This is a genomic window from Arthrobacter sp. 05L428, from assembly GCF_056397665.1.
On sequence record NZ_JBFTNW010000001.1, the window covers coordinates 73147 to 98368 of the forward strand.

The 25222-nt window shown below is 68.9% G+C and carries 23 protein-coding genes and 1 pseudogene; 16 read left to right on the plus strand and 8 right to left on the minus strand.

The window, feature by feature from the left end:
* Positions 1-124: 124 nt before the first annotated feature.
* Genes AC1DH3_RS00370 through AC1DH3_RS00380 form a run of 3 tightly spaced genes read left to right on the plus strand, consistent with a single transcriptional unit; the run spans position 125 to position 1361 of the window.
* The gene (locus AC1DH3_RS00370; protein WP_441416809.1) at positions 125-424 is read left to right on the plus strand and encodes a DUF4244 domain-containing protein; all 300 of its coding nucleotides are present in this window, start codon (positions 125-127) and stop codon (positions 422-424) included.
* Entirely contained in the window at positions 421-936 is a 516-nt protein-coding gene (locus tag AC1DH3_RS00375; protein WP_476892003.1) for a TadE family type IV pilus minor pilin, read from the plus strand. The genes AC1DH3_RS00370 and AC1DH3_RS00375 overlap by 4 nt, the downstream gene beginning before the upstream one ends.
* Positions 936-1361, plus strand: coding sequence for an Rv3654c family TadE-like protein (locus tag AC1DH3_RS00380; protein WP_476892288.1), 426 nt, complete (start codon positions 936-938; stop codon positions 1359-1361). The genes AC1DH3_RS00375 and AC1DH3_RS00380 overlap by 1 nt, the downstream gene beginning before the upstream one ends.
* Here the strand turns inward: AC1DH3_RS00380 and AC1DH3_RS00385 are convergent.
* Complete coding sequence (locus tag AC1DH3_RS00385; RefSeq protein ID WP_441416811.1) at positions 1345-3759, minus strand: DEAD/DEAH box helicase; 2415 nt, start codon at positions 3757-3759, stop codon at positions 1345-1347. The two genes, AC1DH3_RS00380 and AC1DH3_RS00385, sit on opposite strands and share 17 nt — an antisense overlap.
* 74 nt (positions 3760-3833) lie before the next feature.
* Positions 3834-4526, minus strand: coding sequence for a GNAT family N-acetyltransferase (locus AC1DH3_RS00390; RefSeq protein ID WP_441416812.1), 693 nt, complete (start codon positions 4524-4526; stop codon positions 3834-3836).
* 211 nt (positions 4527-4737) lie between these two features.
* Here AC1DH3_RS00390 and trhO point away from each other — a divergent pair, with 211 nt between their 5' ends.
* Positions 4738-5634 (plus strand): oxygen-dependent tRNA uridine(34) hydroxylase TrhO, encoded by an 897-nt coding sequence (gene trhO, locus AC1DH3_RS00395; RefSeq protein WP_441416813.1) that lies wholly within the window; start codon positions 4738-4740, stop codon positions 5632-5634.
* Positions 5635-5738: 104 nt separating this feature from the next.
* Here the strand turns inward: trhO and AC1DH3_RS00400 are convergent, their stop codons facing one another.
* Genes AC1DH3_RS00400 through AC1DH3_RS00410 form a run of 3 tightly spaced genes read right to left on the minus strand, consistent with a single transcriptional unit; the run spans position 5739 to position 7384 of the window.
* Positions 5739-6281 carry a hypothetical protein gene (locus AC1DH3_RS00400; protein WP_476908376.1) on the minus strand — a complete coding sequence of 181 codons (543 nt, stop codon included), beginning with the start codon at positions 6279-6281 and terminating at the stop codon, positions 5739-5741.
* A gap of 58 nt (positions 6282-6339) precedes the next feature.
* Positions 6340-6888, minus strand: a complete 549-nt coding sequence (locus AC1DH3_RS00405) for a hypothetical protein (RefSeq protein ID WP_476908377.1) — start codon at positions 6886-6888, stop codon at positions 6340-6342.
* A 40-nt stretch (positions 6889-6928) separates the two neighbouring features.
* Positions 6929-7384 (minus strand): hypothetical protein, encoded by a 456-nt coding sequence (locus AC1DH3_RS00410; RefSeq protein WP_441416816.1) that lies wholly within the window; start codon positions 7382-7384, stop codon positions 6929-6931.
* A gap of 198 nt (positions 7385-7582) precedes the next feature.
* On the opposite strand from AC1DH3_RS00410, the gene AC1DH3_RS00415 reads away from it, so the two are divergent.
* Together AC1DH3_RS00415 and AC1DH3_RS00420 are read left to right on the plus strand one after the other, a co-directional pair.
* Positions 7583-8338 carry a MerR family transcriptional regulator gene (locus AC1DH3_RS00415; protein ID WP_476908378.1) on the plus strand — a complete coding sequence of 252 codons (756 nt, stop codon included), beginning with the start codon at positions 7583-7585 and terminating at the stop codon, positions 8336-8338.
* A 73-nt stretch (positions 8339-8411) separates the two neighbouring features.
* Positions 8412-10049, plus strand: coding sequence for a DUF7059 domain-containing protein (locus tag AC1DH3_RS00420; protein ID WP_476892008.1), 1638 nt, complete (start codon positions 8412-8414; stop codon positions 10047-10049).
* Positions 10050-10145: 96 nt separating this feature from the next.
* On the opposite strand, the pseudogene AC1DH3_RS00425 reads toward AC1DH3_RS00420, so the two are convergent.
* Positions 10146-11354 (minus strand): annotated as a pseudogene (locus tag AC1DH3_RS00425) (MFS transporter); the annotation flags it as partial.
* Positions 11355-11432: 78 nt separating this feature from the next.
* Between AC1DH3_RS00425 and AC1DH3_RS00430 the strand changes: the two are divergent.
* The 9 genes from AC1DH3_RS00430 (at position 11433) to AC1DH3_RS00470 (ending at position 21701) form a co-directional block, all read left to right on the plus strand.
* A complete protein-coding gene (locus AC1DH3_RS00430) occupies positions 11433-12095 on the plus strand; it encodes an ArsR/SmtB family transcription factor (RefSeq protein ID WP_441416819.1) in 663 nt (220 codons plus the stop codon).
* Between the two features lie 169 nt (positions 12096-12264).
* Positions 12265-15003, plus strand: a complete 2739-nt coding sequence (topA, locus tag AC1DH3_RS00435; protein WP_476908379.1) for a type I DNA topoisomerase — start codon at positions 12265-12267, stop codon at positions 15001-15003.
* A gap of 139 nt (positions 15004-15142) precedes the next feature.
* The gene (locus AC1DH3_RS00440) at positions 15143-16168 is read left to right on the plus strand and encodes a type IV toxin-antitoxin system AbiEi family antitoxin domain-containing protein (RefSeq protein WP_476908380.1); all 1026 of its coding nucleotides are present in this window, start codon (positions 15143-15145) and stop codon (positions 16166-16168) included.
* Positions 16169-16298: 130 nt separating this feature from the next.
* Positions 16299-16748, plus strand: a complete 450-nt coding sequence (locus AC1DH3_RS00445; RefSeq protein ID WP_476892010.1) for an SseB family protein — start codon at positions 16299-16301, stop codon at positions 16746-16748.
* Between the two features lie 91 nt (positions 16749-16839).
* Positions 16840-17859, plus strand: coding sequence for a Ppx/GppA phosphatase family protein (locus tag AC1DH3_RS00450; RefSeq protein ID WP_476908381.1), 1020 nt, complete (start codon positions 16840-16842; stop codon positions 17857-17859).
* 185 nt (positions 17860-18044) lie between these two features.
* Complete coding sequence (locus AC1DH3_RS00455) at positions 18045-18386, plus strand: YciI family protein (RefSeq protein WP_441416824.1); 342 nt, start codon at positions 18045-18047, stop codon at positions 18384-18386.
* Positions 18387-18633: 247 nt separating this feature from the next.
* Entirely contained in the window at positions 18634-19467 is an 834-nt protein-coding gene (gene proC, locus AC1DH3_RS00460) for a pyrroline-5-carboxylate reductase (protein WP_476892012.1), read from the plus strand.
* Positions 19468-19523: 56 nt separating this feature from the next.
* On the plus strand, positions 19524-20108 hold the full coding sequence (locus AC1DH3_RS00465; RefSeq protein WP_441416826.1) for an HhH-GPD-type base excision DNA repair protein: 585 nt from the start codon (positions 19524-19526) through the stop codon (positions 20106-20108).
* A 75-nt stretch (positions 20109-20183) separates the two neighbouring features.
* On the plus strand, positions 20184-21701 hold the full coding sequence (locus AC1DH3_RS00470) for an FAD-dependent oxidoreductase (protein WP_476908382.1): 1518 nt from the start codon (positions 20184-20186) through the stop codon (positions 21699-21701).
* Positions 21702-21735: 34 nt separating this feature from the next.
* Here AC1DH3_RS00470 and AC1DH3_RS00475 read toward each other — a convergent pair whose 3' ends face one another.
* Both AC1DH3_RS00475 and AC1DH3_RS00480 read right to left on the minus strand, forming a co-directional pair.
* Positions 21736-22374 carry a potassium channel family protein gene (locus AC1DH3_RS00475; RefSeq protein WP_175321539.1) on the minus strand — a complete coding sequence of 213 codons (639 nt, stop codon included), beginning with the start codon at positions 22372-22374 and terminating at the stop codon, positions 21736-21738.
* A 40-nt stretch (positions 22375-22414) separates the two neighbouring features.
* A complete protein-coding gene (locus tag AC1DH3_RS00480; protein WP_476908383.1) occupies positions 22415-23848 on the minus strand; it encodes a TrkH family potassium uptake protein in 1434 nt (477 codons plus the stop codon).
* 102 nt (positions 23849-23950) lie between these two features.
* Here AC1DH3_RS00480 and AC1DH3_RS00485 point away from each other — a divergent pair, with 102 nt between their 5' ends.
* Positions 23951-25174: an acetoin utilization protein AcuC gene (locus AC1DH3_RS00485; RefSeq protein ID WP_476892016.1), complete on the plus strand. Its 1224-nt coding sequence runs from the start codon at positions 23951-23953 to the stop codon at positions 25172-25174.
* The last annotated feature ends 48 nt before the right edge of the window (positions 25175-25222 follow it).

The window sequence follows — 25222 nt, forward strand, 5'->3', positions numbered from 1 at the left end:
GCCGACTCGTCCTCCACAGCCGAAGTTGTCCACTTGGCCATGCATCGCCCTTACCGGCGACGGGCGCGGGCGCGACATTGGAATCAGCCGGCAACTGCGCCGGCATCGCCTGAGAGGAAAGCTCATGACACTCCACCGAAACGCCCCCGCCGGCTCCGACCGCGCGGACGCCGACACCGGAACCGCGGAGGTGCGGGAGATCTACCCCGGCGCCCGGCAGGCACCGCCGGTGCGGGACTCTTCCCGGCCGGCCCGCAGCTGGAAAAAGCTCCCCGGCTCCGAAGCGGGAATGGCCACGGCTGAATATGCCATTGCCACGCTGGCCGCCGTCGGCTTCGCCGGCTTGCTCGTGCTGATCATGCGCAGCGACGAGGTCCGGGGGTTCCTGCTGAACCTTATCCGCACGGCGCTGGCACTGCCGTGACCCGGGGATCCCGGAGTGCGCCGGCGGCCCCGGCCAAGGCGTCCGCACAACCGGGATGGTGCCTGCCGAAGCACCTGGACGCAGCGAAGCGGGGATCCCGTGCGGGCCAAGCCGCAGCAGCCGCCCGGGGCGCGGTAACGGCCGAGTTCGCCGTCGCGCTGCCAGCCGTTGTGCTGCTGCTGGGGTTGTTGCTGGCGGGGTCCGCCGCGGGGTTGACGCAACTCCGGCTGGAGGAAGCCGCGCGAGCCGGCGCGAGGGCGCTCGCGCGCGGTGAGGACGCCGCCGCCGTCGGCGGAATCGTCCGGCGGTTGGCCGGTGATTCGGCGCTGGCCGCTGTGGCCTCCGACGGGGTCTGGCTCAGCGTCACGGTGTCCGGAACCGTCAGCGGTGCGATGGGTCCGCTGGTTCCGTGGACCCTTACCGCGAAAGCGTGGGCGAGGAGTGAATCCTCTGACGCGCCTGCCCTCTCCGCTCCCGCGACGGCGGATCTTGCCCTGGGCTGGCGCGCGTGATGCCGCCCGTGGTGCGGGACCCTGAACTGGGTGCGGGCAGCGCCGTGGCGTTGGGCCTGGGGATGGTGCTGCTGCTCGCGATGACCGCTGTCGTCTTGCTGGGCCAGGCCGCGGTGATGGCGTCGAAAGCCGCGGCTGCGGCGGATCTGGCGGCACTCGCAGCCGCGGATGCCGCCCGTGGACTCTCCGCCGGCGAGCCGTGTGCCGTCGCCGCCGACGTCGCCGGCCGCCATGATGCGCGGCTGGTGGGCTGTTTGGTCGAACCCGGCGACACCGTCCGGGTCCGCACGGAACTGCGATCCCGCACGGTGTTCGGTCCGGCCACCGGCCTGGCGAGGGCCGGACCTCCGCCGGCAGAGGACCCCGGACCGGCTCCCGGGATCCGGGATCCGGTAAGCGGGCGCCGGACTAACCCGGCTGGCTGATGACGTGCCCGGCGGCCGGGGCTGCCCCCTGCTCCTCGGCAGGGCCGCCCATAAGATCGGTGGCGTCGGTCAGCAGCATCTCAATCAGCGTGACGGCGGCGTCCTTGTCCAGCGGGTTGTTCTTATTGCCGCACTTGGGGGACTGCACGCAGGACGGGCAGCCGGACTCGCACTCGCAGGCCTTGATGGCGTCGCGCGTCGCGGAGAGCCACACCCTGGCCTTGTCGTAGCCGCGCTCGGCGAAGCCGGCCCCGCCGGGGTGGCCGTCGTACACGAAGATCGTAGGCACCCCGGTGTCGGCGTGGATGGCCGTGGACACTCCGCCGATGTCCCACCGGTCGCTGGACGCCACCAGCGGCAGCAGCCCGATGGCCGCGTGCTCGGCCGCGTGCAAAGCCCCCGGGAACTGCGCCTCGATCAGCCCCGCGCCCGTCAGGGAGCGGTTGTCCATCACGAACCACACCGCCTTGGTGAACAGGTCCCGGGCGCCCAGTTGCAGCGGTTCCTCGCCGAGGATCTCGTTCGAAATCAGCGCCTTGCGCTGGAAGGAGACCACCTGTGTCGTCACTTTCACGTCACCGAAGTGCACCGCGACGTCCCCCCACTGCGTGGTGCGGAGTGTCTCCAGGACCTCGATCTGCGTCACGTCGCGCGCGGTCGTGTAGTAGTCGGGGTTGGCCCGGCGCACCACGACGCAGTGCTCGCCTTCGTTCAAATCCTCGACGACGTAGCTCTCGCCCTGATGAACGTAGATGGCGCCGGTGTGCGCCTGATAGTGGGTCTGGGGTGAATCCATGGTGCCGAGCAGGGAGCCGGTGTCAGCGTCCACGATGCTCACCGGACCGCCGCCGTCGGCCCGCAGGTTCACCATGGCCGCGGCGCTCTGGGGGTGGGTCCAGAACCAGCCCGCGGGGCGTTTGCGCAGGTAGCCCTGGACCACCAGCTGGTCCAGCAGCTTCTCGGCTGTCGGGCCGAACAGCTCCAGCTCCGCATAGCCCAGCGGAAGTTCCGCCGCGGCGGCGCACAGGTGGGGGCCCAGAACGTACGGGTTGGAGGGGTCGAAGACCGTCGCCTCTACCGAGACGTCGAAGATCGCCTCCGGGTGGTTCACCAGATAGGTGTCGAGCGGATCGTCGCTCGCGACGAAGGCGGCAATGGCGTCCTGTCCGGCGCGGCCCGCCCGGCCGATCTGTTGGAACAGCGACGCCCGGGTTCCCGGCCAGCCGGCGACCAGAACCGCGTCGAGCCCCGAGATGTCGATGCCAAGTTCGAGCGCGGAGGTGCTCGATACACCCAGCAGCTCGCCGGAGCGCAACGCCTTTTCCAGTGCCCGCCGTTCCTCCGGCAGGTACCCGGAACGGTAGGCCGCCACCCGCTGCGGCAGGCTGGGGTCCACTTCGTCCAGGAGGCGCTTGGTGATGGAGGCGATCGTCTCGGCGCCGCGGCGCGATTTGATGAACGCGATGGTCCGGATCCGGGAGGAGACCAGGTTGGCCAGCAGGTCCGAGGTTTCGGCGACGGCGGTTCGGCGTTCCTTGGCGCCGTTTTCGCCGCGCAGCTCGGTCAGTGCGGGTTCCCAGAACGCCACGGTCGTGGCGCCGTGCGGCGAACAGTCTTCGGACACCGCCCGGACCGGGGCGCCGATGAGCCGGCCGAAGGAGGTGCCGGGGTCGGATGCGGTGGCCGATGCGGCGATGAACACCGGTCCGGGGTGGGACGTGCCGGGGCTGTAGTAGGCACAGATCCGTCGCAGCCGTCGCATCAGGTTGGCCACGTGCGATCCGAACACGCCCCGGTAGCTGTGTGCCTCGTCCACGATCACGTAGCGGAGCCGGCGGAAGAATCGAGCCCACCAGGTGTGGTTCGGCAGGATCCCGAAATGCAACATGTCGGGGTTGGCCAAGATGACGTTGGCGTGGTCCCGGATCCAGCGGCGGGACGCCGGGTCGGTGTCGCCGTCGTAGGTTTCCGCGCGGACAGTGGGGAGCTTGAGCGAGCGGATGGCGGCCAGCTGGTCGGCGGCCAGGGCCTTGGTGGGGGAGAGGTAGAGGGTCACGGCGCCGTCGTCGTGGATCTTGCCCGGGTCGGCGAGAACGCGCAGCTCGGAGCGGTGGACCGCATCCAGCGCCGGCAGCTGGTAGGCGAGGGACTTGCCGGAGGCGGTGCCGGTGGCGATCACCACATGTTCGCCTGCGTGCGCCAGTTCGGCGGCCTGCACCTGATGACGGTAGGGCTCGTGGATGCCGAGAGAGCCGTAGGCCTGCACCAAGTCGGGGTGCACCCACTCCGGCCACGGTTCATTGACGGCCTTCCGGGCGGGAATCGTGCGCACATGCCGCAGCTGTTCCGGGTCCGGGCCGCGGCCCAGCAACGGGATCAGAGACTCATGTGGATTCACTCCAACATTGTTTCACCCGGGCTCAAATCGACCCGCGGGTTCACGGACCGACGACGCCGGGGCAGGGAACCCGCTCATCCCACGGAGAGGTCGGCGCCCTCGTCCGAGGCGGAAAGCATCAGCACATGGCACACCGTGGTCCAGCCGAGATGCGAGTACAGCTGCTGGCCGTCCAGGGAGGCCAGCAGGAGCCCGCCTTCGACGTCGTGTTCAAACGCCTGGGCGGCCAGTGCCCGCATGATGAAGCTGCCGAGTCCGCGCCGCTGGAACCCGGGCTCGGTGACGATCTTGTCGAAGACGGCGGTGTGGTCCGCGACGAACACCCGCCCGCTGGCGGCCACCTCTTCGCCGGCATAGACGACGGCATGGTGGACACCGCCCGTGGTCGACGGCACCCAGCGCAGATCGTCGTCCGGAAGCCAGGGGTCCTCGGCGTCCTGGGTTTCCATGTCCACGATCATCATGGTCTGCGACGCCGAGGTGACGTTCAGCCCGTTCTTCTCGGCCAGGGCGGAGTAGCGCGCCACGTCGTTGGTGAGGATCGTAAGGATCCGGGCCGGGACCTCGGCGGTCTTGGCGGCCAGCTCCTCGAACTCGGAATCCGAGGGGTCATGGGCGAAATATTCCCACTCGTGGGTCGTGTCCGCCCTCAGCGCGGCGGGAAAGCGGCCCTCCCTGCGGGTCTCATAACCCCGGCAACCGGCCCACCCGGCAACCCAGACCTCAAGGAGGTGGGTGGTGTCGTCAACCATGGCGTCAAGGCTCATGAGATGAGCGTATTCCAGCCCCGCCGCAAGCAACAGGGGCCGGGATCCGCGGGGCCGCTTGCTTACGCAATTGTGACAGTCGGGCCGGTCGCACGCCGCGGCGCCCGGGCGTATGGCGTCCGCGGCGGACCCCGGAGGGTGGGGCATCCGTGGCGCCTCCATCCCGCAACGCCCGGCGCCGGGTTTTGCCCCGCCCAGTACGCTTAAATACGTGGCTTTGAATCGAATTGTGCTCTTTTACGGCTTTACCCCGATCGCGGACCCGGACGCCGTCCGGCTCTGGCAGCGCGCCCTCTGCGAAAAGCTCGGGCTGACCGGCCGGATCATCATCTCCAAGGACGGCATCAACGCGACCGTCGGCGGCGAGATCGGCGCCGTCAAGCAGTACGTCAAGACGACCCGCGAATACAAGGGCTTCCGCGGCATCGACGTGAAGTGGTCCGACGGCGGTGCCGCGGACTTCCCCCGGCTGAGCGTCAAAGTACGTGACGAGATCGTCTCCTTCGGCGCCCCGGGGGAGCTCAAGGTGGACGAAAACGGCGTCGTCGGCGGCGGGACGCATCTTGCGCCCGAGGAACTGCACCGGCTCGTGGAAGCGAAGAAGCAGGCCGGGGACGAAGTGGTGTTCTTCGACGGACGCAACGGCTTCGAAGCCCAGATCGGAAAATTCAAGGACGCCGTCGTCCCCGACGTCGCGACGACCCACGATTTCATCAAGGAACTGGACTCCGGCAAGTACGACGCCCTCAAAGACAAGCCCGTGGTCACCTACTGCACCGGCGGCATCCGCTGCGAGGTCCTCTCGAGCCTGATGGTCAACCGCGGCTTCAAGGAGGTCTACCAGCTCGACGGCGGGATCGTCCGCTACGGGGAGGCGTTCAAGGACCAGGGGCTGTGGGAGGGCTCCCTCTACGTCTTCGATAAGCGGATGCACCTGGAGTTCAGCGAGGACGCAAAGACCATCGGCCAGTGCGTCCGCTGCGCGGCGCCCACCAGCAAGTTCGAGAACTGCTCCAACCCCAGCTGCCGCACGCTGACGCTGTACTGCATTGACTGCGCCTCGGACCCGGCGACGCTGCGCTGCCCGGACGGCTGCGCTGCCGCCTGAGGACGCCGCCTGGGGACCCCGCCTTAGGACGCCGCCTGGGGACCCCGCCTTAGGACGCCGCCTGAGGACGCCGCCTGAGCCCTCCGGCTCCTACGGCGCCGGGCTCAGATCCGGCTCACGCGGTAGGCGAAATTCGCCGGCGCCAGGGACCCGATCCGGACCCTCAGCACCGTGTCCGCGCCGAGCTGCACCACGTTGACCCGTGGCGTGCCGCACCGCAGGCTCAAGTCCACCAGAATGCTCGCCTTGTCCACGATGGCGAACGACACCCGCCGGGTACTTCGGCAGACCAGGGTCAGGGCATAGGTTCCGCTCGGCAGTTGCGTGGTGGTTTCATCGCGCGTCGCGCCGGCCTCCAGCAGCCCGTAGCCGGTATGGAAGACCTGGCCCTGGGTTTCCGGTAACACTTCCGTCACCCAGTGTTTGAGTTCCGGCCCGGTCACTGGCCGGTTCAGGCCTAGGTCCTGGGGGAGGGCGGCGTCGGTGAACGTGGTCGCCTGCGACGGCACATCACGGGCCGAAAGCCCGTCATCGTACTCATACTCGCAACCGGCCAGCCCCGAAGTGCACGCCAGTGCAACGGCCAGCACGACGGCGGTGAGCATGCCGCGCGACCGCAGCGGGAGGGGTGCCTGCGCGGTGGGCATACTCAGACTTTAAGCCCGGCCGCGGCGGCGGGCCAGAGCCCGGCGGTCCGGCGCGCTTCTAAGCGGAAGGGCGGCGCTCGAGCCGGAACCCGACGGCGGCGCCTGGATCCGACCCGGTTGAGCTCGGCTCGATTTGCACCGTGATCGGCCCCGATTCGAGCTTCACGGCTTTCTGGACGCTGCGCCCGCACCTGACGTTGAGCTGCAGTCTGGTTCCGGGCCGGCGGTCAGGCTGTGAAACGGTGAGGAGTACGTTTCGTGTTCCGGCGCAGGCCACTGTCACGGTATACGGGCCCTTGGCTGCGCCCGGCGCGGTCTGTCGGAAGCCGATCCCGCCTAAAGCCGACATCAGTTCGGTCTTGGGCGGGGCACCGAGGAGCCGCTGAACTTCCGTCAGGTTCTTGGCCGCTTCGGCCGCCAGCTCCGGGTCCTGCGTTGGCAGTGGCGGCCGCGGCGCAGCGGACCGGACCGATGGCCCGGCGTCGGTCGCCGGGAGCCCGACGTCGTCCGCGACTTCACAGCCGGCCAGCGCTACCGCCGCGCAGAGCGCCAGCGCGAACGTCGGCGCCCAAACACGGACCCCTTGCCTACCCCCAGTAGCAACCATGCCCCGAGCCTAGCCACGCTTCCGGCCGGCGCAAGTCACATCAGGCTGCGGCCACCAGTTGGTAGGCAAAGATGAGCGGGGCGTCCACGCTCGAAGCGCTGATCTTCAGCGTGCCCGCCGCGGGCACCTTGATCCTGGCGGTCTCCCGGCTGCCGTTGCAGGCGGCCCCGGCTTCCGTGAGGTGGTTTCCGTCGAGGGTGACCTCGAAGAATTCCTTGCCGCCGCCGTCGCAACTCATCGTCAAGGTGTAGTTGCCGGCCGGGACGCTGGCGTCCTTGGCGACCGGATCGCGGTTAAGGATCTTGCCGGCGTCCGCCAGGACGATCCCGCTGGCCGACGGCAACGCGGTGGCCTTCCAAGCGTTCACGTCGGCGGATTCGATAGAGCCTCCGGCGGAGCACGCCGAGGCTCCCAGCACGACGGCGACGCCGGCCGCGGCGGCGAAGAGGCGCCCGAGAGCGCGAGGGCGGGAGGGTGAGGGCGGAGCGAAAAGCATGCCTCCAACTTACCCGCTGGGGCGTGCCGTCCCTGCCCCGCCGTCGTCCCGTGGCCGCTAGCCGGCAATCAGCTCCCGCACTCGTCCCCGGCACGGGCCAGGCGAGAAGAAGCCTTGACCTTGACGCCGCGTCAACATTTAGACTCGGGGTAGCGGCCCGATAGTCCGGGCGCTCCAGGGTTGAGGAGAACGACAGCCATGGACTGGTCCGTGCAGCAGATCGCGAAGATCGCGGGCACCACGAGCCGGACGCTGCGCCACTACGACGCCGTCGGGCTGCTCAAGCCCAGCCGCACCGGGGACAACGGTTACCGGTACTACGACCAAGCCGCACTGCTCCGGCTGCAGCGCATCCTGCTGCTGCGGGAACTGGGCCTCGGCCTGCCGGCAATCGCCGAGGCGCTCGCCCGCGAGGGGGAGGCCGAACGCGCGCTGGCCGGCCACCTCAAGTGGCTGCGCCAGGAGCAGGACCGGCTGGCGCGGCAGATCGCCTCGGTCCAACACACACTCAGGGAAGTCAAGGCAGGTAGGGAACCCATGGCAGAGAAAATGTTCGACGGCTTCGACCATACGCAGTACAAGGACGAGGTGGAGGGGCGCTGGGGCACGGCCGCCTATGCGCAGGGCGACGCCTGGTGGCGCGGCATGGGCGCCGCCGAAAAGGACGCCTGGAAACAGCGGTCCAAGCAGCTGGGCCGGGAATGGATTGCCGCGGCCGAATCGGGTGCCGCCCCGGACGGTCCGGAAGCGCAGGACCTCGCACGGCGCCAGGTCGAATGGCTCACCGGTATTCCGGGGACCCCGGCGGCCGGCGGAGGGAACGTGAGGGAATACGTGTCAGGTCTCGGTGACATGTACGTGGCAGATCCGCGTTTCGCCGCGAACTACGGCGGGGCCGCCGGCGCCGCGTTCGTGCGGGACGCGCTGCGGGCCTACGCGAGCAAGAACCTCTGACGCGGCAGCACCTCCGCTTCGGCGGGGGCCGGCGGGCCCGCACCTAAACCTGTGCCGCGCCTAAACTTGTCCGGTGACTCCTTCTACGCTTTTCACGGCCGGCAACACCCCCGACGCTCCCCGCAGCGACTTCCCGGACCTGCTCCAGGCGCTCGCCGCGGACCTGCGCGCCATCGGTTACACGGTTGACGGCGTGGCCGAACTCCTGGGCCCGGCCGCCCACGCGGCCCTGGGCCGGGACCAGCTCATCCCCGCCCTGATCGCCACCGAGGCCGCCGTCGGTGGCGGGACGACGACGTCGGCGCTCGCCGCCGTCGTCCGCCTGTGGCTGCTGGCCGAGCCGCAGCCGGCCGGGACCCTTGACGCCGCACTGCCCGGCATCCGCACGGCGGGCCTGGTGGAACTGGGCCTCGTGGAGCCGTCCCCGGAGGGCCTGGTCCAGGCGAAGGTGGATCTGCGGCCGTACGGCTGGGAGGGCGCCGCCGGTGAAGAGACAATCAGCAGCGGCGGGGCCGAGCTCTGGGTGGCCAGCGACCTGGCCGCCCACCAGCGCCCGGGCGTGCTGCGCCATGACCACGTGCTGGGGATCGGTCAGGCGTCCACCACCCTGGTGCAGGTCACCGCCCGCCGGCACGTGGCCCGCGCCTTGGACCTCGGCACCGGCTGCGGCATCCAGACCTTCCAACTCTTGCACCACGCCGAGCACGTCACTGCCACCGACATCTCGGAGCGGGCGCTGGCGTTCACCCGCTTCAACCTGATGCTGAACGCGGCGGCGCTGCACCTGGACCCCGCCGAGCCGGAAAGCCGGGTGAGCCTGCGGCTGGGCTCGCTGCTGGATCCGGTGGCGGGGCAGGAATTCGACCTGGTGGTCTCCAATCCGCCGTTCGTCATCACTCCGCGAGGGGCCGGGGAAACCGCCTCGGACCAGTTCACCTACCGCGACGGCGGCCTGCCGGGCGATGACATCGTCGCCGCGCTTGTCCGGGACCTCCCCTCGGTCCTCGCCCCCGGAGGGACAGCCCAGCTGCTGGGCAACTGGGAGATCCCGGCGGGCGCCGCATGGGCCGACCGGCCGCGAAGCTGGGCCAGCCCGGACGCAGACGTCTGGTTCATCCAGCGCGAGCAGGTCAGCCCTGAAGACTACGCAGAGACCTGGCTGCGGGACGCCTCCGAGGCCCGCGACCGGCGGCTCTACCAGGACTCCTATGCCGCCTACCTGGACGACTTCGCGTCCCGAAACGTGGAGGCCATCGGCTTCGGGATGATCTGGCTGCGGCGACCCGCGGCCGGCGCCCGGCCGGTGATGTCCCGGTTTGAGGAGATTACCTACCCGATCGAACAGCCCGTTGGCCCGCACCTGGGCGCCGCCGTCGAGCGCGCCGACTGGCTGGCCGCGCACGAGCTGGAATCCGCGCACCTGCTGGTGGCCGACGATGTCACCGAGGAGCGGCACCAGCGTCCCGGCGCCGAACACCCCGGCGTGATCCTGCTGCGCCAAGGCGCGGGGCTGCGCCGCACCAACCTGCTCAGCACCGAGCTGGCCGGCTTTGTCTCAGCGTGCGACGGCGAGCTCTCCGTCGGGCAGATCATCGGCGCCCTTGACGCCCTGCTGGGCGGCTACGAGGGATATGACAGCGCGGCGTTCCGGCAGGGGCTCCTCGACGAGGTGGCCAACCTGGTGCGCGACGGCTTCCTGCTCCCCGCCTGAGACGGACGACGGCGGCACCGGCACCGGCACCGCGAGCGGCACCGCGCCTTCGCGGCCGAAGCGAGGCAGCACGTAGGCGGCGACGGCGAGGGCCACGAGCACGCCGCCCGCCCCTGTGATGAGGAAACTCAGCCGGACCGGCAGCAGTGCGCCGAGCAGGCCGCCGATGGCCAGGGCGGCAATGGAGACGGCGCGGGTCATGCCGCCGATGATCGCCATCGCCTGGCCCCGCCCGCTCTCCGGGATGCGCAGGATCGCGATCGCACCGAAGCAGGCGTTCAGGGCGCCGCAGGCCGTGCCCATCGCCGTGTAGGCCACGAACAGCAGCCCCACGCTGGGCACCAGCCCCATCACTGCCAGGAAAGCCGAGGTCAGGGCCATGCTGGCGAGCAGCACACGCAGCCGGGCCGGCGGCGTCTTGATCCGTCCGGCCAGCGCCGCGCCCACCGCCATGCCGAGCCCGAAGGCCGCAGCGAGCAGACCGTACTGGGTCTCGGTGGCGCCGAGCTCGCCCCGGGCCAGGAAGACTTCCAGCACGTTGGTGGCCTCGCCGACGACAATGAAGAACAGCGCGCCGAGCACCAGCGCCCACACCAGGCTGTCCCGGCGGATCAGCCGCAGGCCATCCAGCAGCGCCGGTGCGTCCCGGCCGGCCAGCTCGGCCGCGGTCCCGCGTCGGGTGCGGATCAGCAGCGCACCGGCGCCCATGGCCAGATAGCAGCCGCTCGCGACCGCAAACACCAGCCCCGAGCCGCCCCAGCCGCTGAGCAGGCCCCCCGCGGCCGGGCCCGCCATTCCAGCGATCATGATGGTGGCCTGCATGGTGCCCATCGCCCTCGGGGTGCGCTCCTCTCCGACGATCCGGGGCAGCAGCGCCTGCCAGGTCGGCCCCGCCACGGCCTGCGCGGCGTCCAGCAGGAACGTCATGGCGAACAGCACGGGGATGTGGTTGTCCAGGTACTGCAGGCTTACGCCCATGCCCGCCACGGCCACGGCGCTGACCACGGACGACGCCGTCGCAAGCGTGCGGGAATCACGCGTGTCGGCGAGCCGGCCCGCCCACGGCGCCAGCAGGACCAGCGGCAGCGCCGAGCACAGCAGGTAAGCCGCCACGAGCCATGGGCCGGCAGCCGGTGCCGCACCGTCCGCCGCGACGTTCTGCAGGTGCAGCATGACGCTGACGACGACGGCGCCCATGCCGGCGGTCGCCAGGAACCGGGAGCTGCTGGCGAGCAGGAAGTCGCGGTTGCGCCAAAGTGAAGGCTCGCCGGATGCGCCGCGCACTTTATGAAGTATGTGTTTCATAACCGCAAGGTATCCCGCCCCTGTCGGTAGTGTCAAGCATTTCTTTCATAGTTTGGCAGGCGTCGGTAGACTGAAAGCGTGAATGCAGAAACTCCCAAGTCGGTCGGCCCCGCCGAGACCGCCGCTCCGGCCGCCAAGCGCAGGCCGCGTCCGGAAAAGAAGGTCGAAATCACCGACCCGAAGGCGATCCGGGCGCTGGCCCACGCCGCCCGGCTCGAGGTCATTTCCGAGCTGTATTCCACCCAGGTGAGCCGGACCGCCACCGAACTTGCCGCCCAGACCGGCCTCACCCCGAGCGCCATGAGCTACCACCTGCGCGCTTTGCAGAAGTGGGGCATCGTGGTGCCCGCGGCCACCGCCGGCGATGCCCGCGAACGCCGCTGGAAAGCCGCCGGCACCGACTTCACCATCAATTCGGGCGGGGGAGTGGCCAGTCCGGAATTCGCCGTGCTGGACCTGGAGCTGGACGCCTACCGCCGGCGCGTCAACGCTTACGCCAGGACCCGGGACGAGCGGCGCCAGCGCGGCGAAGCCGTGGACGGCACCTCCTCCGTGGTGCTGGCCAGCAACCTGCTGTACCTGACCCCGGCCCAGGCCGGAGAGCTGAACGAGAGGCTCTTCGACCTGCTGAGGGACTACGAGCTCGAGGACCCGGACCGGGTGCCCGAGGGGGCTGTCCGGATGGCCACCATGTGGTCGATGATTCCGGACGACCGGGGCAAGGCCGCGCCGGCGTCCTAAGCGGCAGCGCGGCGCTCCCGAAGGCCGCAACTGTGGGTGCTTCGTTACGTTTGCAAGACGTGCCCGGGAGACTGACTTTTGCACCCGGATGCGCGGGAATCTGCAAAATATGGTGAACTAGGCGGGTATGGGCGCATCTGCCCGAGCAACCTTTTTCTGTAGGAGCACCGTGCCAAGCAAGGCCCCCACCGGCAAGAAACTCGTGATTGTGGAGTCTCCCGCCAAGAGCAAGACCATCGCCAAGTACCTGGGCGAAGGTTTCATCGTTGAGGCCTCCATCGGTCACATCCGCGACCTGCCGCAGCCTTCGGAGCTCCCCGCAGAGTTGAAGAAAACGCCGTTGGGCAAGTTCGCCGTCGACATTGAACACGACTTCAAGCCGTACTACGTGGTGTCTCCGGACAAGAAGAAAAAGGTCGCCGAACTCAAGGCCCAGCTCAAGGGCGCTGACGCCCTCTACCTCGCAACCGATGGGGACCGCGAGGGCGAGGCCATCGCGTGGCACCTGCTGGAAGTCCTCAAGCCCAAAGTCCCCGTGTACCGGATGACCTTCGGCGAAATCACCAAGGAAGCCATCCACCGCGCGATGGACAACCTGCGCGACGTGGACCAGGACCTCGTGGACGCGCAGGAAACCCGCCGCGTGCTGGACCGCCTCTACGGCTACGAAATCTCCCCGGTACTGTGGCGCAAGGTGGCCCGCGGCCTGTCCGCCGGCCGCGTGCAGTCCGTCGTCACCCGCATGGTGGTGGACCGGGAACGGGAGCGGATGGCGTTCAAGTCGGCGTCCTACTGGGACCTGACCGGCCAGTTCGGCGCGGAATCCGGCTCCTTCAAGGCCAAGCTGGCTGCTGTCGATGGCTCCAAGGTCGCCAGCGGACGGGACTTCAACGACGCCGGCGAGCTCACCTCGCGCGGCGTCGTGCACCTGAACGAGGAACTCGCCGGCGCCCTGGCCGCCGGCCTGCAGGAGGCGGACTTCCGCGTCCGCTCCGTCGACACCAAGCCCTACACCCGCCGTCCCGCGGCGCCGTTCACCACCTCCACGCTGCAGCAGGAGGCCGGCCGCAAACTGCGCTTCTCCTCCAAGAGCACCATGCAGGTGGCCCAGCGGCTCTACGAAAACGGCTACATCACGTATATGCGTACGGACTCGAATGCGCTGAGCAACGAGGCCATCACCGCCGCGCGGCGCCAGGCCTCCGAGCTGTACGGCCCCGAGTACGTCCCGGCCTCGCCCCGCGTCTACAGCGGCAAGGCAGCCAACGCGCAGGAAGCCCACGAGGCCATCCGCCCCGCCGGCGACTCCTTCCGCACCCCGGCACAGGTTGCCAAGCAGCTCTCCGGCGACGAGTTCCGCCTTTACGAGCTGATCTGGAAGCGCACCGTCGCCTCCCAGATGGCCGACGCGAAGGGCTCCACCGCGACCATCCGACTGGGCGCCGTCACCGTGGGTGGCGCGGCGGACGGCCGGGACGCCGAGTTCTCCGCCTCCGGCACCGTCATCACCTTCCCGGGCTTCCTCGCCGCCTATGAGGAAGGCAAGGACGAGAGCCGCGGAGACGAGGACTCCGAGGAAGCGCGCCGGCTGCCCAACGTGGCCAAGGGCGACGCGCTGACCGCTTCGGAGATCGTCGCCGTCGGGCATGAAACCTCGCCGCCGCCGCGCTTCACCGAAGCGTCCCTGACCGCGGAACTGGAAAAGAAAGGCATCGGCCGCCCGTCGACCTACGCCTCCACAATCTCCACCATCCAGGACCGCGGCTACGTCCGGAAGCAAGGCTCCGCGCTGGTCCCGAGCTGGATCGCGTTCTCCGTGATCCGGCTGCTCGAACAGCACTTCCACGACTACGTGGACTACGACTTCACTGCCGACATGGAAGCCGACCTGGACAAGATCGCCAACGGCCAGGAAGCCGGACCCGCCTGGCTCAAGCATTTCTACTTCGGTCAGGATTCCGAGCCCGGCCTGCTGAGCATCGTCAACAACCTTGGCGAGATCGACGCCCGCGAAATCAACTCCATCCCGATCACCGACGGCATCACGCTGCGCGTCGGCAAGTTCGGCCCGTACCTGGAGAGCTCCGTCCCCACCGTGGACCCGAAGACCGGCGAAGTCATCGAGTCCGCCCGCGCCAACGTCCCCGAGGACCTGGCTCCGGACGAGCTCACCGCCGCCAAGGCAGTCGAGCTGATGGAGACCGCCGCCCCGGAGGAGCGCGTGCTGGGCACGGACCCGCACACCGGGCACAGCGTTGTGGCCAAGAACGGCCGCTACGGCGCCTACGTCACCGAGATCATCCCGGAGATGACCGAGGAGCAGCTCGCCAACCAGCCGGTGGAGTACTACAAGAACGGCAAGCCAAAGCCGCCGAAGAAGCCGGTCAAGGCCAAGCCGCGCACCGGCTCGCTGTTCGCCTCCATGAGCGTGGACACCGTGACCCTCGATGAGGCGCTGCAGTTGATGAGCCTGCCGCGGGTGCTCGGCCAGGACGCCGAGGGCAACCCCATCACGGTGCAGAACGGACGCTTCGGCCCGTACCTGAAGAAGGGCACGGACTCCCGTTCCATCGGCTCGGAGGAGGAAATCTTCACCATCACGCTGGAACAGGCACTGGAGATCTACTCGCAGCCCAAGCAGCGCGGCGCCCGCGCCGCCGTCCCGCCGCTGGCGGAGTTCGGCCCGGACCCGGTCTCGGAGAAGAACATCGTGGTGAAGGAAGGCCGCTTCGGCCCGTACATCACCGACGGCGTCACCAACATCACGGTGCCGCGCAGCACCGCCATCGAGGAACTGACCCGGGAACGCGCCGTCGAACTCCTCGCCGAGAAGCGGGCCAAGGGCCCGGTCAAGCGAACGACGACGGCCCGCAAGGCCCCCGCCCGCAAGGCCGCCGCCAAGAAGTAGGTGCACTTCGCCCCCGCTCGCGGGTTCCTTCCCAGCTCGACGTCAGAAGACGCCGACGGCGGACGGAACCCGCGAGTCGTTGTGCACATAGGTCCATCGCGGACTTTCGGAAGGGGAGCGGTGGCGGCAGGCTGGCGCCATGGAGTACCCCCCCACCCAGCCTGAGGACCCCCTCGCTGTTGTATGGGCCGGTTCCGCTGAGTCGGCCCGTCCGTTGACGCCCGGCCCGGGACCTTCGGCAGCAGCCCTGGACCCAAAGCTTCCCGAAGCCGTCAACCTGTGGCGGACCGAGGAACTGCTGGACCGGGGCCTGTCCGCACGGAAAATTCGGCAGCTGGCTGCCGGCGGCGCCCTCCTCAAGCTGCGCCGCGGCTGCTATGTCCGCCGCTCCTTCTGGGCAGCACTCGATGCGAACGGTGCCTCGCGCTGCCGGATCGAGGCCTACGCCCACCGCTGCCTGACAAGCTCAACGGGCGCCTACGTGTTCAGCCACACCACGGCAGCCCGGCTCCACGGCCTCTTTCTGTGGCAAGTAGACGACACCATCCACCTCACGGTGCCGTTCCTCCCGTCGACCGGTGGCCACGCGGGCGACGTGCGGGCGCATACCCGTGCGCTGACTCCCGCCGACGTCGTGCACGTGGCCGGGCATCGCGTTACGTCGCTGGCCCGAACGGCCGCGGACAGCGGCCTCGTCCTGAACTATGCGCAGGGGCTGATTCTGATGGACCATGCCCTGCGACTCGGTGCCGGGCGGGAGGCGGTGGAGCTGGAGTGCGCCCGGCTCCGCGGGGCGCCGGGCGTCTCGACGTTGAAGAAGGTGCTCGCCCATGCGGATCCGCTGTCCGAGTCGCCGGGTGAAACGCTACTCCGCGATCTGGTCCGGCGGCTGAGGCTTCCTGCTCCGCAGCTCCAGTTCGAGGTCCGGACGCGGCTCGGTACGTACAGGCTGGATTGCGCATGGCCGGAGCGGCTGGTGGCGATGGAGTTTGATGGCCGCGGCAAATACTTCGACTATGACCCCACTGCCGAGGCCATTTTTGCCGAGCGGCGCCGCGAGAAGGCACTGATGGAGCTGGTCTGGAGGTTCATCCGGGTCGAATGGCGGGACCTGTTCCGCGAGCACGAGCTGAAGACGAGGCTGCTTCAGGTGCTCGGGCGCTGAGATTGCCGTCTGCTCGCGGCTTTGAGCCGGGCTCGCGGTGTCAGTGCCGCGAGCGTGGACGGAGACCGCGAACCGGCCGGGCGCCCAGGAAGGAATTGCGGACCGGGGCGTGACGTGATCGAGTAGGAACATGACTGAACAGCCAGAACCCATGGATCTCCAGCCGCTCAACGACCTCGAAGAGAAGCTCGCCCGGGGGGAGCAGCCGGACGCCAACCCGGTGGAGGTCATCCTGTCCTTCCTCAACAACGAGGTCTACATCGTCAGCTCCGACACGATCGACGGCCCGGACTCCCAGGTGGAGCCGCTGGTGCTCGCCAACGCTGCGGGAGAGCCCGTGCTGGCCGTCTTCTCGCACCCGAGCCGTGTGGCGGAACAGTTCCTCGCCGCCGCGCCGAACGTGCTCGGCACCCAGGGCTCGGCAATCATCGGCAACCTCGGCGACCAGCTGGGTATGGTCATCAACCCCGGCGCCGTCTACGGCTTCGAAATCGACCCGGAGGGCGTGGCGAACATCCGCCGGGACTTCAAGCCGTCCGAGCAGGAGCCGGACTCGGCCCAGGACGACAGCCAGGCCTAAGCGCCCGGGCCTAAGCGGGACGGGCCACGGCGCGAGGTCTCGCCGCTGCGCCCGGTTAGGGCACAGCCCCTCCGGGGAGAATAATGGCAGCATGCGGCTAGGCGTCCTCGATATCGGGTCCAACACTGTCCACCTCCTCCTTGTGGACGCCCACCCCGGCGCGCGCCCGGTCCCGTTCGCCTCGCACAAGCGCCCACTCTCCCTGGTGCAGTTCCTCGACGCGGACGGCAACATCAACGACGCCGGCCAGCATGAACTGATCGAGTTCGTCCTCGAAGCCTGGGAGTTCGCGGCTAAACACAAGGCCGAGGACCTGCTGGCGTTCTGCACCTCCGCGATCCGCGAGGCCACCAACGGGTCCGCCGTCCTGGCCCGGGTCAAGCATGAAACCACCGTGACGCTCCGGGAGCTGACCGGCAGCGAAGAGGCGTCGATGACGTTCTTCGCCGTCCGCCGCTGGTACGGCTGGGGCGCGGGTCCCGTGCTGAACCTGGACATCGGCGGCGGTTCCTTCGAAATGGCCTACGGGGAGGACGAGCTGCCCGAACTGGCGACGTCGGTCCCGCTCGGTGCGAGCCGGCTCACCCGTGACTGGCTGCAGGAGGACCCGCCCTCGGCCAAAAGCGTCAAGGAGCTTCGCCGTTATATCCGGACCACCCTGAAGCCCGTGGTGCGGGACTTCGCGAAGCTGGGCAAGGCCAACCACGTGGCCGGCACTTCCAAGACCTTCCGCTCGCTGGCCCGCATTGCCGGGGCCGCCCCCAGCGGGGCCGGGCCGTACGTCAAACGGGAACTGTTTGCCACGGACCTGGGCCTGTGGGCGCAGCGCATCTCGGCCATGGAGGTGGAGGACCGGTTGAATCTTCCCGGTGTCTCCGAAGCCCGCGCCCACCAGCTTCTGGCCGGCGCGCTGGTGGCGGAAGCGGCCCTCGAAATGTTTGAGTTTCCAAGCTTGGAGATCTGCCCCTGGGCCCTCCGCGAAGGTCTGATCCTCCGCCGGCTGGATCAGCTGGTCTTTGAGGGGCCGCTGCAGCCCGCGCCCCACGTAGCCCGGGCCGACGAGCCCGCCGAGCCGCAGTCACCGGACGCGGACGGGCCCGGCGCCACGTAACAAGCGCTCCGTAACAGGCGCCACGTGACAGGCGCAACGCAACATCGGTCGGCCGGTGACGGGTGGACGGTTTTCGCTCCGAACCGATAATTCCGGCAGCAAGGTGTCGAACCGGACGCACGCCGTTCGTCTACAAGGTGAGAGGCCGGTAAGGAACCGGCCCAATCGTCAAGGAGGACAGCACCATGGCCCAGTACCTGCTCAGCGTTTACCAGCCCGTCGGCCCGGCCCCCGCCCCGGAAGTCCTGGAACCCATCATGCGGGACCTGGAGGCCCTGAACCGCGAAATGAAGGCGGCCGGCGCCTGGGTTTTCGCCGCGGGGCTCCACCCCACCGACACCGCAAAGGTCGTGCGACCGGAGGGCACCGAGCTGCTCATCACTGACGGTCCATTCGTTGAAGCGAAGGAACACCTTGGCGGATTCACCGTTATTGAGGCACCGGACCTCGACGCCGCCCTCGGCTGGGCCGGGCGGCTGACCCGAGCCACCACCCTTCCCATCGAAGTGCGGCCTATCCAGCACTAGCCCAGCACCAGCCGGACCGGTGTGCTGCTTACGGGGCTGTTAAACGGCGAAGGCACCGGCGGTCTGGAACGGGAAAATGGGGGAAACCCGCTACAGCCCACCGGTGCCGGGCAGACATCCGCATGACTGCCTATCATCACTCGCACCCTCAATGAGGTAGTACCTACGCTAATCCCCGATTTTGTGAGCAAGCTGCGCCCAGGATGTGAGCTGGCTGTGAATCGGGCCGGACTGCAATGATGGGGGAATGAGCAACCGAATCGCATTCCTGGGCTGTGGGTCAATGAACGAGGCAATCATGGGCGGCATGATCGCGGGCGGCACGGACCCCGCGGACATTGTCGCCACGGTGCGCCGGGCTGGTCGGGCGGCCGAACTGGCTGAGCGGCACCACGGCATCACGGCCATCGCCGGCGAAGAAGAGCCGGAGAACAACACGCAGGCCGCCACCGGCGCCGCCGTCGTGGTGCTGGGCGTCAAGCCGGTGGGAATCGCCGCTTTGGCCCGGGAGATCAGCGGTTCGCTCTCGCCGGACACCATCGTGGTCAGCGTTGCCGCTGCGGTGTCGCTGGAGCAGCTGGAAGCGGCGCTCCCGGCCGGACAGCCGGTGATCCGCGCCATGCCGAACACGCCCGCTCGGCTTGGCCGCGGCGTCGTCTCCGTCTCGGCCGGTAAGCACTGCTCGGCGGAGCAACTGCAGCAGGCAAAGGACATCTTCGCGGCCGTCGGCACCGTCGTCGAGATTCCCGAGGAACAGGTGGATGCGCTGTCCGCGATCAGCGGCTCCGGCCCGGCCTACGCCTTCTACTTGGCCGAGGCAATGGCGGCCGCCGGGGCAGAACTGGGACTGGACGCCGAGCTCTCGCTGCTGCTGGCACGCGAAACTGTAGCCGGCGCCGGGTTCATGCTGGCCGAGCCGGGCGCCGACCCCGCGGCGCTGCGCAAGGCAGTGACCAGCCCGAACGGCACCACGGAACGGGCGATCGCCACCTTCGACGAGCGCGGACTCCCGGCGATAATCGCCGACGGCGCCCGGGCCGCCGCCGAGCGGGCCGCCGAAATCACCAGGCAGCTCGGCTAGCCGGAACGCGGGCGCAACCCATGACTCAGCCCGGACCGGGTGGCAGGATAGGACCCATGGAACTGCACATCACAGGGGATCCCGCAGCGGACAAACTCCTCAGCGACGACGCGTTTGCCCTGCTCACCGGCATGCTGTTGGACCAGCAGGTGACCATGGAGTCGGCCTTTGCCGGCCCGGAAAAGATCCGGACGCGCCTCGGGTCCATGGACCCCGCCGCGATCGCCGGTTACGATCCGCAAGGGTTCGTCGAGTTGTTCAAGGAGCGCCCGGCCGTCCACCGGTTCCCCGGATCAATGGCCGGCCGCGTCCAGGCCCTTGCTGAGACGGTACAGACTGACTGGAACGGCGACGCCACGGCCATCTGGACGCAGGGCGGGCCCGACGGGCAGGAGGTGCTGCGCCGGCTCAAGGCGTTGCCGGGATTCGGCGAGCAGAAGGCGAAGATCTTCCTGGCGCTGCTGGGAAAGCAGTGCGGGCTCCAGGCCGAAGGCTGGCGCGAGGCCGCCGGCCACTATGGACAGGAGAACGCCTTCCTGTCCGTCGCTGACATCGTGGATCCGGAGTCGCTGAGCAAGGTGCGGGCCAGCAAGCAGGCAGCCAAGGCCGCCGCGAAGACTGCGAAGACCGCCGGGCCCTGACCCCGCGGTAGCTCAGCCAGCGACGCCGGGACGCGCCCGACGGCGGAGGGAACCTAGTGCGTGGAGGTCGGGACCGTGACTGAACAGGCGGCAGGACGGCTACTCTCCCTTTGGTCTGCCACCGGCGGAACCGCAACGTACGCGCCCCTCGACGCGTCCCTGGACGTGGACGTTGCCGTGATTGGCGGCGGCATTGCAGGACTGACCACCGCGCTGGCCCTGAAACGGGCGGGCCAGTCGGTGGCCGTGCTCGAGGCGGCGCGGGTGGGCACCGGCGTCACCGGGAACACCACGGGCAAGGTCACCTCACTGCACCGGCTTGCCTACTCCGACCTTGCGGCCCGCCACGGCGATTCCACGGCTGGCATCTATGGGCAGGCCAACGAGGCGGCAATTGAACACGTCGCGGCCGTTGTGGCAGCGGAGGGAATCGACTGCGGCTTCCGGCGGGTGGCCAATTACACCTACGCCGAATCCGTGCAGGCCCTTGCGCTGGTCCGGGAGGAAGCGGCGCTGGCCGCTCGGCTGGGGCTGCCGGCCTCCTTCACGACAGAGGTGCCGCTGCCCTTCGCGGTCCGGGGCGCCGTCCGGTTCGACGGCCAGGCCCAGATCCACGCGCTCAGGTATGTGCAGGGTCTGGCCCGTGCCGTGGACGGGAACGGCAGCTTCGTCTTTGAGCAGTCGCCTGCTACGAGCTTCCGCGACGGCGCTCCGGCCGTGGTGGTTACGGAACGGGGATCAGTCCGGGCCAAGGAGATCATCGTGGCGACCAACCTGCCGTTCGGGGACGGCGGGCTCTACGCCGGGCGATGCTACGCGCACCGCTCGTATGTCGTCGCCGGCAAGAGCCCAGTTGCTCCGCTGGACGCAACCTTTGTCAGCGTTGATGAGCCGATGCGCTCGATCCTGACCGTCGACGTCGAAGGTACCAGTTACGTGCTGGCCGGCGGCGAAGGACACCCGGCCGCCGAAAGCGTTGATTCCGCCGAACGATACCGGCGGCTGGCGGCTTTTGCCCGTGACCGCCTGGGCGCCGGGGAGATCGCGTTCCGCTGGTCCACCCAGGACGCCATGCCTGAGGACGGGCTGCCGTACGTGGGCCGCATGGCTCCGGAGTCCCGGCATGTCCACGTGATCACCGGGCTGCGGAAATGGGGCCTCACCAACGGCACTGCCGCCGCCTTGATCCTCCGGGACACGCTGGGCGGCACCGCCAACCCGTGGGCCGCGGTGTTCGACAGCAACCGAAGCGGCGGCGCCGCGCAGGCGGCGCGGTCGAGCCCGGCGGAGGAGGTTTCCGGCGCCGACGCTGTTCCGGCGTCGGTGGCCCCGGGAGAGGGGAAGGTGGTGGACGTCAACGGCGCCAAAACTGCCGTGTACGTCAGTCCCACGGGGGGCGTCCAGGCGGTCTCGGCCGTCTGCACGCACCTTGGCTGCACCGTGGAGTTCAATCGGACGGACGTGACGTGGGACTGCCCTTGTCACGGTTCCCGGTTCAGCACTGACGGCACCGTGATCCAGGGGCCGGCCACAAGGAATCTGGCCGCCGGCCCCGCCCCGGACGTCACTGCTTCCAGCCACCGAGGCCTCTAGGCCCGGCGACGGCCGCCGGCACGGGGGAGCGTTGCTACGGCCTTGCGGCGAACCGTTCCAGCAGGTCCACGTGACCGGAGACAATGAGCATGTCCCGCGCGGAAACCTTGGTCTCGGGCCGGGCGTAGGTGAAATCCTCGCCCGGGGATTTCACGCCCACTATCGTGACGCCGTACTTCGAGCGCACTTTCGATTCGTCGAGGGTGAAGCCCACGGTCTCGCGCGGCGGGTACATCTTTACGATCGCGAAGTCGTCGTCGAACTCGATGAAGTCCAGCATCCGGCCGGACACGAGGTGCGCGGCCCGGACCCCCGCGTCGGCCTCCGGGTAGATCACGTGGTTGGCGCCGATTCGGGTCAGGATCTTGCCGTGCGAGGGCGTGATCGCCTTGACCCAGAGGTGCTCGATGCCGAGGTCCACGAGGTTGACCGTGATCAGCACCGAGGACTCGATGGAGGTGCCCACGCCCACGACGGCGGAGCTGAACTCCTGCGCGCCGAGCTGGCGGAGGGCGTCAATGTTGGTCGCGTCGGCCTCCACCACGTGGGTCAGCACGCTGGCCCATTTCTGCACGAGGTTCCGGTCGCGTTCGATGGCCAGCACCTCGCGGCCCTGCTTCACCAGCTGTTCTGCGGTGGACGCGCCGAAGCGGCCAAGCCCGATGACCAGCACGGGCGCATTGTGGGCGGGACGGTTGACGGCGCCTGAGGAACTAGCCAATGATCGGTCTCTCTTCCGGGTAGTGGTACAACTGGCTGCGCTGGCGCAGGGCCAGCCCAGCGGCGAGGGTGACGGTGCCGACGCGGCCGGCAAACATCAGGACGGTGAGGACATAGACGCCGGCCGGGGGCAGCTCTGCGCTGAGGTTGGTGCTCAGGCCCACGGTGGCGAACGCTGAAATGGTTTCGAACAACACCCGGTCCAGCGATGCGCCGCTGATCTGCAGCAGCAGCAGCGCCGAGACCGCCACCAGGGTGGCGCCGGCGACTATGACCGAGATGGCCACCCGCATGGTCCCCTCCGGGATGGTGCGGCCGTAGATCTTCACATCAGCGTCGCCGCGGGCCTCGGCGATGATGGCCAGGAACATCACCGCGATGGTGGTCACCTTGATGCCGCCGGCGGTCGAGGCCGAGCCGCCTCCGGCAAACATCAGCGCGTCGGTCAGCAGCATGGTGGTGGAGTCCATCTGGTTCTGGTCCACCAGGTTGAAGCCGCCCGAGCGGGTCATCACGGAGGCGAAAAGCGAGTGCGTGATCTTGTCGCCCAGGCTCATGCCGCCGATGGTGCGCATGTTCTCCCACTCCATCAGCCCCCAGAGCACGGTGCCCGCGGCCAACAGGATCAGCGAGACCTGGATGGTCAGCTTGGTGTGCAGGTTCCATTTCTTCCAGTTCAGGCCGTTCTGCTGCAGCACCATGACGACCGGGAAGCCGAGGCTGCCAAGGAAGACGCCGATCATCAGCGGAATCAGGATCCACAGGTCGGTTTCGTACGGCACGATGCCGTCCGAATGGGGCGTGAAGCCGGCGTTGTTGAACGCCGAAATGGAGTAGAAGACGCCGTGCCAGAATGACTGGCCGACGCTTTCGCCCAGTGCCAGGAACCTCGGAACCAGGGCAGCGGCCAGGGCCGCCTCAATGACCACGGAGGTGACGATGACGATCCGCAGCAGCGTGCCCACCTCGCCGAGGCGGCCCGCGTTGTTCATGGCCTCCTGCGCGATGAGCTTGCCGCGCACACCGAGTTTCTTGCTGACCATCAGTGCCAGCAGCGACGCCAGGGTCAGGGTCCCGAGGCCGCCGACGAAGATGCCGACCAGGATCACGAGCTGGCCGAAGAAGGACCAGTGCGCCGCCGTGGACACAACGGTCAGCCCCGTCACGCATACCGCCGACACCGCCGTGAAGAGGGCTTGGTGCAGCGGGGTCACCTGCCCCGTCGCCGAGGACACGGGCAGGGTGAGCAGGACGGTAAAGATCAGGACGACCACGGCGAAGGCGGAGACGGCCAGGCGGGCCGGGGAGGTGTTGGCGATGTCGTCGACGAAGTCGCGCAGCCGGGTGAAGATCCACAGGCCCTCGCGCTCCGGCTGGCCGGGGTGCCAGCTGGCCGGGCTCGGTGACCTCGACTGGCTTTGCGTCATGTGCGGCTTGTCCTCGGTTGAAACGGTGTCCTTCAGTAGTAAACCACTATATTCCGCGCAACGACGGGGATCGGGGCGGTGCGCTCCGGTAGCCTGTGATTGATGACCTTCCTGCCCGGACTCGCCCAGACCGCCCTGCCGACGACGGTGGTGTGGGACTCCGCCATGACGGCGTACAACTTCGGCCACAGCCACCCGATGGCGCCCGAACGTATGGAGCTCACCGCGCGGCTGGCCCGGAGCCTTGGACTGTTGGACCTGGACCACGTCAGCGTGGCGGCACCCTCGGTGGCTACCGACGAGGAACTGGGTGCCGTGCACAGCGCGGAATATGTCGCCGCCGTCCGCCGCGTCAGTGCCGACCCGGACACCCCGGATCTGGAACGCGGCCTCGGCACCGAAGACGACCCGGCCTTCGCCGGCATGCACGAGGCCAGCGCGCGGCTGGCTGGCGGCTCCCTGCTGGCGGCCGCCGCCATCCTGGACGGCAGCGCGGTCCGGGCCGTGAACTTCGGCGGCGGCATGCACCACGCCTCCCGCGAGCGGGCCAGCGGCTTCTGTATCTACAACGACGCCGCCCTGGCCATCCAGCGGCTGCTCGATGGCGGCGTGCAACGGGTGGTGTATGTCGATGTCGACGCGCACCACGGAGATGGAACGCAGAGCATCTTCTGGGACGATCCCAGGGTGCTGACGATCTCGCTGCACGAGACCGGGCTGACGCTGTTCCCTGGCACCGGGTTCGCCAACGAGATCGGCGGCCCGAACGCCCAGGGCAGCGCCGTGAACGTGGCGCTCCCGGCCGGGACCGGAGATGCCGGCTGGCTGCGGGCCTTCCACGCGATCGTTCCGCAGTTGGTGGGAGCCTTTGAGCCGGAGGTCATCGTCAGCCAGCATGGCTGTGATTCGCACCGCCTGGATCCGCTGACGCACCTGAACATCAGCGTGGACGGCCAGCGGGAGGCCGCCACGGCGATCGGCAACCTCGCGGCCCGCTACTGCGAGAACCGCTGGATCTCCACCGGCGGCGGGGGCTACAACGTGATCACAGTGGTCCCGCGCTCCTGGAGCCACCTGATCGCGATCGCCGCCGGGCGCCCGGTCCCGCTGCGGACCGCCGTCCCCGAGGACTGGCGGCAATATGTGCAAGAAAAATATGGAGCCAAGTACGGCGTCGAACCGCCTACGGTGATGGGCGACGACGTCGATCTCTGGTGGCGTTCCTGGGAGGTCGGGTTCGATCCCAACGACGAGGTGGACCGCACCGTGATGGCCACCCGCAAGGAAGTTTTCCCGCTCTACGGACTGGATCCCTGGTTCGACTAGGCTGCGGTTCCGGGCTGCCGGGCGAGGGCTGCGCAGACGCCCGTAATT